This is a genomic window from Paracoccus sp. SM22M-07, from assembly GCF_001887735.1.
Classification (GTDB): domain Bacteria; phylum Pseudomonadota; class Alphaproteobacteria; order Rhodobacterales; family Rhodobacteraceae; genus Paracoccus.
In genome coordinates this window covers 1-10,180 of record NZ_JPKW01000032.1, presented here as the reverse complement: position 1 = coordinate 10,180, position 10,180 = coordinate 1, and the positions used below count along the sequence as shown (strand labels likewise).

Here is a 10,180-nt window from a genome sequence, read left to right as displayed (position 1 = left end):
CCTTCGATCCACGCCGGTTGAGCTTGCCCGCCATGTTCATCAGGCATCCGAGATCGCCCGCAAGCAGCATGTCGGCGCCGCTCCGTTCGATGGCATCGGCCTTCTCGTCCACGATCGCGTTCGAGATCGCCGGATACTTGACGCAGAACGTCCCGCCGAAGCCGCAGCAGACATTTTCTCCGTCAAGCGGTCGCATCTCCAGGCTGTCGACCGCCGCCAGAAGGCGGCGGGGCTGGTCGTGGATGCCAAGCTCTCGCAGACCGGCGCAACTGTCGTGATACGTGGCGCTCCCCTCCAGCCGCAGCCCGTCCGGTGTATAATCGCGAATGTCGACCAGATAGCTCATGATCTCGTGCGTCTTTTCGGCAAGGCGCGCAGCGCGTGGCCCCCACTCGGAATCCGAAGCGAGCAGGGTGGGGTAACCGTGCCGGATCGTTCCGGCGCAGGATCCCGAGGGCACGATCAGATGGTCGAACGGCTCGAACGCCGCGATCACCTGCCGGGCCACCGCCGCTGTGCTCGCGTCGTCACCGCTGTTATAGGCGGGCTGCCCGCAGCATGTCTGCCGCGTCGGTACCTCCACGTCGCACCCGGCATCTTCCAGAAGCCGGATGGCGGCAAAGCCGATCTCGGGCCGCATCGCATCGACCAGGCAGGTGACGAAGAGGCCGACGCGGGGACGGGTTGCCCGGGTCATGATCCCGCCGCCTGCGTGTGCTTCGCCTTGCCGCCCGCCCGGCCGCCGCTCATCGCCATGACGGTGAGCACGCCGGCCGCCCAGACGATCGCTGCGATCCACCACAGATTGAACCCGCCGGCGATCAGCGCCGTCGCGATCAGACCGCCCTGAACGACGTAATAGCCGAGCGGGATCAGGACTTTGCGTATGATCTCGCCTTCACGGTCCACAAGGCCGACAGTGGCCGATGCCGCGACGACATTGTGGACGCAGATCATGTTGCCGGCAGCGCCGCCGACGGCCTGCGCGGCGACGACGACCGCCGCGCCCGCCGATCCCAGCCCGATCTGCTCGGCCGTGGAGAACTGGAACAGCGAGAACATCATGTTCGAGATCGTGTTCGACCCGGCGATGAACGCCCCCATAGCCCCGATCAGCGGCGCGAAGAGCGGCCACGCCTCCCCGGCGGCCGCCGACATGCCCTCTGCGAGGACGATCGGCATGCTGGCAAGCCGGTCCGATGCGGAGTTCAGGAAAACCTGAACCATCGGGACCGCAAGCAGAAGCGCCGGCGCCGCCGCGATCATCGTCGAACCAGAAGATTTCAGCGCGCGCCCGTAATCCCGCATCGACATCCTGTGTAGAAGGAAGGTGAAGAGCGAGGCGAGGATCAACACCGTGCCCGGCAGATAGAGGATCTGGATCCGCGTCGTGATGCCCGATGCGAACAAATTCTCGAGGGCAAGGGTGGTTGCGGGCGAGGTAAGCCAGTCCTTCACCGGCCCGACCGTCCGCGTGAGGACAAGCAGCAGGACCACGAAGACATAGGGCGCCCAGGCCCTGAGCAGCGACATGGTGGGCGTATCGCCACGGTGGTCCTCGAGATCGTCGAGCTTGCCGATCCAGCTCGAATCCCATTGTCCGCGGGCCGGAAAGGCGAAGGATTCTTTCGGAAGAAGAAAACCGCGCTGCGTCGCCGGCACGACGATGAGCAGGCCGATGATCCCGCCGACGAGCGAGGGAAATTCCGGACCCAGGAGCCAGGCGATGACGTAATAGGGGACGGTGAAGGCGAGGCCGGCGAAAAGCGCGAACTTCCACACCTTGAAACCCTCCGCGAAGGACCGGTTCGCGCCGAAGAAGCGGGTCAGCATGCCGACCATGATGAGCGGGATCAGGAACCCGATCAGACCGTGGATCATGGCGACCTTGGTCGCTATGCCCAGCAGGTATTCCGCGAAGGGCGTGTCGATCGTGCCCGCGACCAGTTCCTGGCCCGACAGCCCGGTCTGGACGCCGACGAGGATCGGTGTGCCCACCGCGCCGAAGGATACCGGCGTGCTCTGGATGATCAGCGACACCATGACGGCGGCCATCGCGGGAAAGCCGATCGCCACCAACAGCGGCGCCGCGATCGCCGCCGGGGTGCCGAAACCGGACGCGCCCTCGATCAGCGAGCCGAAGAGCCAGGCGATGATGATCGCCTGAACGCGGCGGTCGGGGGAAATGCGGGTGAATCCGCTGCGAATGGACCGGATGCCGCCGCTTTCCTCTAGCGTGTAAAGCATCAAGATCGCACCGAAGACGATATATAGCAGGCTGGCGGCCGTGACCACGCCGTTGACCGTTGCACCCAGCACCTTCGCCGGCTCCGTACCCCAGATGAGGAGCGCGGTCAGTGCGGTGACGACATAGGCAACGAGCATCGAGAACTTGGCCGATCGCGCGAGCACGACCAACAGTACGAACACCGTCGCGATAGGCAGCAGCGCAAGCAGGAACGTGATTGGGCCTGGCATGTCTTCCTCCCTCATCGGGCGCGAGGCGCGCGCCGGAATTGCGTCAACCTCGAATTGGGCAGCGGCCCCGACATGTTGGTCGCGAAGAGCGAGAAGCCGATCATCGGCCAGATGAAATTGCGTCCGCCGAGGAAGAAGCCATCGGTGTCCTTGGCGCCGCCGCGGGTGAGCCAGAGCGCTAGAACCCGACTCAGAATAAGGTAGCCGATCAGAATCGACAGATCGATTGCGGAGACTTCGAACTGTCCCTGCATCACGCTCCTCCCTGTTCTTCGGACAGCTTCAAAATCGGTTTCACCCGACCGGACCGTCCGAGAATTTCATCGAGCGCGCGCTTTTCTACTAATGCGCAATTTTCCACGACGAAGCTCTCGTTCAATAAGGTGCATGGCGAATGCCGCCACGTCAACCGACCAACCGCCAAGTGGTTCTAAACCGACAGTAGGCTGAACGGCAGAAAAGTCCGCATCGGCGGCGCTGCGTCGAGCCGCAGCGAATGTTGGGTTTAGATTCCCCGGTCTGGCGCAGCCTTGAAAGACCGCTTTCGCGATCTGCGCGGCGGCGCAGAACCTCTGTCGCTGCATCTGCGAGCCCCTCGATCTTCATGCTGCAACTGCATCGGTTGATCGCCGGATGACCGGATAGTCCGCAAAGCGGTGAGGAAGGTTTATAGCCCGTGGTCCATGCCCCTGTCCCGGTGCCGGACTTCTTGCTCCAGTTCGCGTAGTCGCTCTTGCTCTTGCAGGCGCTCGGCCTCTTCCACCCGTTGCCGGTCTTCGGCCAGACGCTCCCGCTGCAACTCGGCGGCGCGCTCAGCCAACGCCTTTCGGTCGATCCCCTGCGCGGCGTCACGCATGCGCTCGGCTAGGCTGCTGGCAGACTCAGGAGCGTAGCCTCGGCCAGATATGCCATCGCTCTGCCCCTGATGAGCCTCCCATGCAGCGCGCATCCGGGCCGCAATATCTTGCCGCTCGCTGGCGCCATCGGAACGCCTTGCGTTCCCGGCATGAGCCAGCCCCCGTTCCGGCACGAGGCGTTCCGCGGCGCGCTCCAGCCAGGAACGCGCCCGTTCGGCCAGCTCCTGCGCCACGCGGGCCACCTCGACAGCCTGTGCCTTCACCTCTCGCCAGACCTGGACGGCCGCGACCTCGATGCCGCGCTCCTTGAGCTGCCACGCTCCTGCGGAAAGCTGCGGTAGCGGTTCGCGGTCCAGCGCGACGGCCCGCACGGTCTCACGCAGCTCCTCGGCCTCGTCGCCACGCTCCCGCGCCTCTGCGGCCAGCTCAAGGGCCTCGTCCCGTTGCGCTTCCAGAGTGCGGTGGTCGATGCGCTCCTCGATGCCGGCGCGTTCGAGGGCGAGGTTGGCGTCCCGCGCCCATGCCTCCCGCCAGCCCTCAAGAAGCTCGACCTTGTTCCAGTCGCGGTTCTTGGTGGTGAGGCCCTCGGGGTCGATCTCGCGGGTGGTGAGCAGGATATGGGCGTGGTGGTTGCGATCATCGCCGTCGCGTCCCGGAGCATGCAGGGCGATATCCGCGACCATGCCGCGATCCACGAACTGTTCCTGGGCAAAGTCGCGGACCAGCTCGACCCGCTGCGCATGGGTCAGCTCGGCAGGCAGGGCCACGCGCACCTCGCGGGCCACCTGGCTGTTCTTGCGCGTCTCGGCTTCCTCGACACGGTTCCACAGCTCGGATCGGTCGGAGACCCAATCCGGCGCATGATCCGGGGCGAGGATCTCGGTGTGATCGACACCGCCGCGCTTGGCGTAATCGAAGACAAGGCCGGTGCGGCGGTCTTCGATACGCTCCGCCACGCGATAGGCGATTGCCGCCGTGGCGCTGCGGCCCTGACTGCGGGAAATCATCGAGGCTCGAAGATGGTAGATCGCCATGTCAGCGCCGCACTCAGCTAAGGGTTCAAGGGAAACGCAAGTGTTCCCTTGCCCACACAAACGTGAAGCGTTTGTATAAGTGGGCACTTCGTGTCTTGCACCCTATCCCCTCTGCGGCCAGACTTGCAACCATTGAGAGAACTCAGGATTTTAAAATGTCACGCAGCATTGATCAGCAGATTGCCGAGGCGCAGGCGAAGCTGAACCGTCTCAAGAGCAGACAGAAAGCCGCCGATACCAGACGCAAGATCATCGTCGGGGCGGTTGTCACGACCGAGGCTCTGAAAGACCCCAAGATTGCACGGTGGATGGCAGGCACCTTGCGCAAGAACGTCACCCGCGACGTGGACCTCAAGGAGGTGACGGGACTGCTCGATGAACTCGACGCCAGGGCCGCTCAGGCAAAAGGGGATCGGGAATGAGCGGCGTCAAAGACCCCTTCGAGATCCTGGCCGATGAAATCACCCTCATCCGCCGCCAGATCGACCAGCTCCAGCGCACCAGCCTCGACAAGACCGAGGCGAAAGCCCTCAACGCCAAGGTCGTGCAAGGCTTGGATGGCATGTCGAAAGTCGGACCCGCCGTCCAGGACCGCATCGAGAACAGCCTTCTCACCGTGGCCACAGACCTCCGCCTGAACGCCATGCACGCCGCCTCCACTGCGGCCCGGGATGCCATCCATGAAGCGCATCGCGAAAGCATGGAGGCTTCTGAGCGGCTGCTCAGCGCCGCAGGAGAGGCCCGCAGGCAGGCGTGGCGCTATTTCGGCGGGTTCTGGGTGTGGCTGGCCTCTGTGGGCCTCACAGGGGCGCTCCTGGGCGCTCTGGCGGTCTTCTGGCTGCAAGGCCGCGCCGATGCCCACAAGTTCGGCCAGAACCCCGGCATCTTCTGCCGATCGGCAGGCGGGCAGGTCGTGGAGCGCGAGGATGGCGGCAGTTTCTGTGCCTTCTGGATCGACCAGCCGCCCGGACAAGCCGGGAACGAGTGAGCCATCACGCTCCGGGCTGGATCGAAACCTTTAGCCCGAGCGCCTTGGCAACCTTCATCACCGTTGACAGGGTGGGGTTTCCCTGCCCTGACAGCGCCTTGTTCAGCCCCACACGGCTCATGCCCACCTCATGGGCCAGCGCGGTCATGTTCCGGGCGCGGGCGACCACCCCAAGGGCGCGGGCGATGTAGGCAGGATCGTCACCGCCCTCCTCCATGACTGCTTCGAGATAGGCCGCGATATCTTCCTCAGTCTTGAGGTAATCGGCGGAATCGTAGCGGGCGAATTTCTCTTCCGGCATCGCTTATCCCTTCCACTCTTCGGCAAGAACCTTGGCCTGCCTGATGTCCTTGCTCTGCGTGGACTTGTCGCCACCGCATAGCAGGATGATGAGAACAGGCCCCTGCTGGATGAAATACACCCTGTAGCCTGGGCCATAGTTGATCCGCAGTTCCGAAACGCCCTCTCCGACTGGCTGCACGTCGCCGGGATTTCCTGCCGCCATCCTGTCCAGGCGGGCCGCGATCCGGGCCACCGCCCGGCGATCTCGCAAGCCCGAAAGCCATCTGTCGAAGGTCGCACTTCGGATTAACTCGATCATTTGCAAACTATAGTTATCAAATACCGCACTGACAACTGAAGTTGTCAGTGATCATTCTCAGCAGATCCTGTCAGTGCCAACCGAGCAGACTTCGCCTGCCGTCTCCCTTCCCCCTGCACCCCCATCCCTCGCGCGCATCCGCACGCGGAGTCGTCCACTCGGCCCACAAGGGGCCTCGCGTCCGACGGCACTCAAAAACTACACAGCCCGTCCGTTCGGCGGGGGGTCGCCAGCTACCTGGCGGGCGCTCCCCCCCGGCGCGCAAGCGCGCCCGGACTGTGCATTTTTTGCCTGCCTTTTAGATCATAAGAAGGCAAAAAAATAAGTTATTGTTTTTACTAGTTTTTTAAGGGGGGGGTAGCCAGTAGCTTGCTGGCTACCCCTAGCCAGCAAGCTACTGGCTAGGGGTAGCCAATTTGACGCTCAAAATCGCCATTGATTTGTCAAAAATCGCCAGTAATAATCGCCACTGTATTGGCAAAAATCGCCAAAAATTTGACTTGGGGTAGGCAGTGAAGCAGATAGTTCAACAGGACCGCAACACACGAGGAAACTGGGTTCAGACAGAACGCGCCGCGCATGAGGCTTGGGCAGCTCTCATCACGAAAGCTCCAAAAGCGGCGGCGGTGATGCACCTGCTGACGGCAAGAGTCAGAGAGAACAATGCCGTCGTTATATCCCACAAAACCCTTGCCCGCCTTCTTGGCGTGAAGAGCGTCACAACGGTCAAAACAGCGCTCGCCGTTCTCGAAGCAGACCGATGGATAGAGGTTCGACAAATTGGGCAGAATGGGACCGTGAACGCCTATGTCATCAATGACCGAGTGGCTTGGAGTGGTGCACGCGACGGCATTCGTTACAGCCTCTTTAGCGCAACCGTCATTGCAGCAAGTGACGAACAGCCGGATGCAGAAGCCTTGGGCCACCAGGAACCCCTTCGCCGCCTTCCCAGTCTATTTCGGGATGAAAGCCAGATGCCTGCCGGGGATGGATTGCCACCACCTTCTCAACCTTTTTTTGACGGCCTGGAGCCAGACCTACCCTCGACGGAAGAAGGCGAATGAGGCCGTTCCTCGTTCCGCCTGGAACGGCTAAAATGGTGCATCACAGAACGGTGGGCGTTCCATGTCATTCCTGACCTTATCTCAAGCTGCAAAATCCATCTCAAAGAGCAAGTCAACGCTCAATAGAGCCATAAAATCCGGGCGATTGAGTGCGGTTAGAAATGAAGATGGAACATTCTCAATTGACCCCTCCGAACTTGCTAGGGCGTTCCCCCAGAACGCACCGGAACGCGCACAATTGGTGCATCATGAAGCGCATTCGGAACGCCCCGGAACGGAAGACTCCAGCAAAATCGCCATGTTGGAACAGCTTCTTGAAAGAGAACGCGAAGCTCTTGCCCGCGAACGAGAGGTATCAGCAGACTTGAAAGAGGATCGGGACCGTTGGCGCACCCAGGCAACAGGGCTGTTGTCAGACCTCCGAACCGCACAGGAAAAGTCTGCATCTGCAACTTCCTTGGAAGTTTCACCTAGCCCTCAACCCAAAAGTCTTTGGAAGCGTCTTTTGGGCAGATGATTTCGGAGGCAGCTCCAAGGCAAAACGCAATACGAGCATCCGCGCAGCTTGATGCGGGCGGAGACATCCACCATCGCAGCCTGCCCGGATCAAGATAAAGCATAGGGCGACAACGGTTGCTAAGAGCCCATTGCAGAAGTGTCAAATGCTCGCTGCGCGCGCTCGCAGAAGAACACCTGTCGCGGTGCGGCAGATCTTCATGCCGCATCGCAGCTGTAAATCCGGTCGTTCGAGCGCCGCGCAGCGAATTCCTCAGGAGCAGCGACTGCACCGCGGGACGAACCGGGCGTTCGGTCGGTATTGGCAAGCGACCGGTTTCAATTTCATGCAAACCGCGCTCCCGATCTCCGCTCGCTTGCCACTGCTGGCCGGTAGTATCTGCGTTCAGTGGCCGACCAACGTTTCATGCATCAAAGACAAGAATCACGTGCACGAACCCGGGACCATGCGCCCCGCGGACGTAGCTTCCCTCGATGTCGGTCGTCCCGCTGGGGCCGGTGATAAGGACGGCATTGCGGGGCGAGGTTTCGTGTCCGACAAGCAGGGCGGCGTAATCTTCCAGATGGGAAACGATGCTGGCCGCGCGCAGGACCACAATGTGATGCAATGGCAGGAATGCGAGCAGGATCCGCGTCTCCTTGCCGGAGTGAATGACGAGCGATCCGCTCTCGGCGATACCGTGGCGGGCGAGCCCGACGGCGGCGGGCGCATCCGGCGCCACGGCAAGGCGCGGTCGGAGATCCCCCCAGTCCAGATCGCGGAAAAGCGCGGCGGACTCGACGGCGATCTCCGCCGACAGCCCCTGGCCCTCGAGATAGCGTCCGACCGAAGCGGGAACCTCATCGATGCTCCCGATCCGGTCCACCGTGGCCCCGAGCGCCTCGGACTTCTCGCAGAACGCGTCGACCGGCGTCGCGGCAACCAGAGGCGGGCGGATCGTCTCGGGCGCGGCAAGAAGATCCGCAGCCTCCGCGGCGATCGCGGCCGGGTCGTTCCGACTTCCGCCAAGGCCCGCGCGTATGGCCGACAGGATGCTGTCGCGCGCGCTCATCGTCGATCCTCCGGTCGCTTGCCGCGTTCGGCCTTGTAGCGCTCCATGAAGGTGCCCCCGGTAGGACCGGGCAGGTCGCGGTGCCGGGTCCAGCCACCGGCGAAAGGCAGAGATCCGATCCACCCGCTGCGACCGAGCAGGCGCAGTGCGCGCACGCCGATCCCGCTGGCCATTCGGTAGAGGCCCGGCCGACGGGCAAGGCCCGCCCAGGCCCCGAGGCCGGCACGCATCGTCGCGCCCTCCAGCCCCGCGCGCCAGCTTCGGCCCCGCCAGGCACGCAGCAGCGTGGGAAGCGGGATCTCGACCGGACAGACCTCGGCGCAGCGCCCGTTCATGGTGCAGGCGAAGGGCAGGTCGCGAGACTGTGCCAGCCCGTCGAGGACCGGGGTGAGTACGGCGCCCATCGGGCCCGGATAGGTGCCGCCGTAGGCGTGGCCGCCGATCTGCCGGTAGACAACGCAGTGGTTCATGCAGGCGCCGCACCGGATGCAGCGCAGCATGTCGCGGAACTCGTTTGCGATCATCTCCGATCGGCCGTTATCCACCAGGACGATATGCATCTTCTCGGGGCCGTCGGCGTCGCCGGGACGCTTCGGGCCGCAGTGAAACGTGGTGTATTGGGTCAACTCGCCCCCGGTGGCGGAGCGCACCAGAAGCCGGAGCAGCGCCATGGCGTGCGACGTGCTTGGGACCAGCTTCTCGATGCCCGCGGTCACGATATGGACGCGCGGGGGTGTCGTCGTCAGCTCGGCATTGCCTTCGTTGGTGACGGTGCAGGTTGCGCCCGTGTCGGCGATCAGGAAATTGGCGCCGGAAATACCGACATCCGCGCTCAGGAACTTCTCGCGCAGAACATGGCGCGCGCTCTGGACCATGGAGGCCGCCTCGTCATCGGCCGGGGGCGGCTTGTGGTCGGCGTTGAAGAGTTCGGCCACCTGTTCGCGAGTGCGGTGCATCGCCGGCCAGATGATATGCGAGGGATGCTCGCCGGCCAGCTGGATGATGTGTTCGGCAAGGTCGGTCTCGACCCGCTCGATCCCGGCCGAGCCGAGCGCGTCGGGCAGGCCGATCTCCTCGCCCAGCATGGATTTCGAGCGGGTGACGCGCTTCGCACCCGCCTCCCGGCAGAGGCGGATGACGATGTCGCAGGCCTCGGACTCGGTAGCGGCCCAATGGACCTTGGCGCCCGATGCGGTGGCGTTGCGCTCGAACATCTCCAGGTAGTGATCGAGATTGGCAATCACATGGTCCTTGATCGCGCTGCCGCGGGATCGCGCCGCTTCATATTCGGCAAACCGGGCCAGCGCAGCGGCGCGCTTGCGCTCGGCGGTGCCTGTGGTGCGGTCGATGGCGGTCTTCAAAGTGGGGTTCGCAAGGGCAGCGTCGCTGCGGGCCTTGAAGCCGGGCCGGGTCGTGGCAGTCACGGTTTTTCTCCGATGGCCGGTCCGTCGCCGCCACCCGCAAGGATTTCGATAGTGTGGAAACAGCGCACCTTCGATCCACGCCGGTTGAGCTTGCCCGCCATGTTCATCAGGCATCCGAGATCGCCCGCAAGCAGCATGTCGGCGCCGCTCCGTTCGATGGCATCGG

Annotated in this window: 12 protein-coding genes; 4 read left to right on the top strand and 8 right to left on the bottom strand. The window is 63.4% G+C overall.

Annotation, left to right across the window (positions count from 1 at the left end):
- The 4 genes from IE00_RS19085 to mobQ all read right to left on the bottom strand — a co-directional run.
- Nucleotides 1–697, bottom strand: a 697-nt coding sequence (locus IE00_RS19085) for a (Fe-S)-binding protein (RefSeq protein WP_072298750.1), incomplete at its 3' end; no start/stop codon positions are given.
- Entirely contained in the window at nt 694–2,478 is a 1,785-nt protein-coding gene (locus IE00_RS19080) for an L-lactate permease (RefSeq protein WP_072298749.1), read from the bottom strand. The genes IE00_RS19085 and IE00_RS19080, both read right to left, overlap by 4 nt.
- Nucleotides 2,479–2,489: 11 nt before the next feature.
- On the bottom strand, nt 2,490–2,732 hold the full coding sequence (locus IE00_RS19075; protein ID WP_055681176.1) for a hypothetical protein: 243 nt from the start codon (nt 2,730–2,732) through the stop codon (nt 2,490–2,492).
- A gap of 413 nt (nt 2,733–3,145) precedes the next feature.
- Nucleotides 3,146–4,369 carry a MobQ family relaxase gene (mobQ, locus tag IE00_RS20465; RefSeq protein WP_072298748.1) on the bottom strand — a complete coding sequence of 408 codons (1,224 nt, stop codon included), beginning with the start codon at nt 4,367–4,369 and terminating at the stop codon, nt 3,146–3,148.
- 155 nt (nt 4,370–4,524) lie between these two features.
- Here mobQ and IE00_RS19065 point away from each other — a divergent pair, with 155 nt between their 5' ends.
- Together IE00_RS19065 and IE00_RS19060 are read left to right on the top strand one after the other, a co-directional pair.
- Complete coding sequence (locus IE00_RS19065; protein ID WP_072298747.1) at nt 4,525–4,791, top strand: hypothetical protein; 267 nt, start codon at nt 4,525–4,527, stop codon at nt 4,789–4,791.
- On the top strand, nt 4,788–5,357 hold the full coding sequence (locus tag IE00_RS19060) for a hypothetical protein (protein WP_072298746.1): 570 nt from the start codon (nt 4,788–4,790) through the stop codon (nt 5,355–5,357). The genes IE00_RS19065 and IE00_RS19060 overlap by 4 nt, the downstream gene beginning before the upstream one ends.
- Nucleotides 5,358–5,361: 4 nt before the next feature.
- Here the strand turns inward: IE00_RS19060 and IE00_RS19055 are convergent, their stop codons facing one another.
- Nucleotides 5,362–5,658, bottom strand: a complete 297-nt coding sequence (locus IE00_RS19055) for an addiction module antidote protein (protein WP_072298745.1) — start codon at nt 5,656–5,658, stop codon at nt 5,362–5,364.
- A 3-nt stretch (nt 5,659–5,661) separates the two neighbouring features.
- Entirely contained in the window at nt 5,662–5,958 is a 297-nt protein-coding gene (locus IE00_RS19050; protein WP_072298744.1) for a type II toxin-antitoxin system RelE/ParE family toxin, read from the bottom strand.
- Nucleotides 5,959–6,470: 512 nt separating this feature from the next.
- Between IE00_RS19050 and IE00_RS19045 the strand changes: the two genes are divergently transcribed.
- Nucleotides 6,471–7,022, top strand: a complete 552-nt coding sequence (locus IE00_RS19045) for a hypothetical protein (RefSeq protein ID WP_072298743.1) — start codon at nt 6,471–6,473, stop codon at nt 7,020–7,022.
- Between the two features lie 61 nt (nt 7,023–7,083).
- Entirely contained in the window at nt 7,084–7,539 is a 456-nt protein-coding gene (locus tag IE00_RS19975; protein ID WP_139291556.1) for a hypothetical protein, read from the top strand.
- Between the two features lie 403 nt (nt 7,540–7,942).
- Here the strand turns inward: IE00_RS19975 and IE00_RS19040 are convergent, their stop codons facing one another.
- Together IE00_RS19040 and IE00_RS19035 are read right to left on the bottom strand one after the other, a co-directional pair.
- On the bottom strand, nt 7,943–8,590 hold the full coding sequence (locus tag IE00_RS19040) for an LUD domain-containing protein (protein WP_072298742.1): 648 nt from the start codon (nt 8,588–8,590) through the stop codon (nt 7,943–7,945).
- A complete protein-coding gene (locus IE00_RS19035; RefSeq protein ID WP_072298741.1) occupies nt 8,587–10,014 on the bottom strand; it encodes a lactate utilization protein B in 1,428 nt (475 codons plus the stop codon). The genes IE00_RS19040 and IE00_RS19035 overlap by 4 nt, the downstream gene beginning before the upstream one ends.
- Between the last annotated feature and the right edge of the window lie 166 nt (nt 10,015–10,180).

What these genes read in the sequence shown, in the direction of transcription:
- IE00_RS19040 (WP_072298742.1), bottom strand. Translation starts at nt 8,590, where the DNA reads ATGAGCGCGCGCGACAGCATCCTGTCGGCCATACGCGCGGGCCTTGGC.
- IE00_RS19055 (WP_072298745.1), bottom strand. Translation starts at nt 5,658, where the DNA reads ATGCCGGAAGAGAAATTCGCCCGCTACGATTCCGCCGATTACCTCAAG.
- IE00_RS19065 (WP_072298747.1), top strand. Translation starts at nt 4,525, where the DNA reads ATGTCACGCAGCATTGATCAGCAGATTGCCGAGGCGCAGGCGAAGCTG.
- IE00_RS19080 (WP_072298749.1), bottom strand. Translation starts at nt 2,478, where the DNA reads ATGCCAGGCCCAATCACGTTCCTGCTTGCGCTGCTGCCTATCGCGACG.
- IE00_RS19975 (WP_139291556.1), top strand. Translation starts at nt 7,084, where the DNA reads ATGTCATTCCTGACCTTATCTCAAGCTGCAAAATCCATCTCAAAGAGC.
- IE00_RS19050 (WP_072298744.1), bottom strand. Translation starts at nt 5,958, where the DNA reads ATGATCGAGTTAATCCGAAGTGCGACCTTCGACAGATGGCTTTCGGGC.
- IE00_RS19075 (WP_055681176.1), bottom strand. Translation starts at nt 2,732, where the DNA reads ATGCAGGGACAGTTCGAAGTCTCCGCAATCGATCTGTCGATTCTGATC.
- IE00_RS19060 (WP_072298746.1), top strand. Translation starts at nt 4,788, where the DNA reads ATGAGCGGCGTCAAAGACCCCTTCGAGATCCTGGCCGATGAAATCACC.
- mobQ (WP_072298748.1), bottom strand. Translation starts at nt 4,369, where the DNA reads ATGGCGATCTACCATCTTCGAGCCTCGATGATTTCCCGCAGTCAGGGC.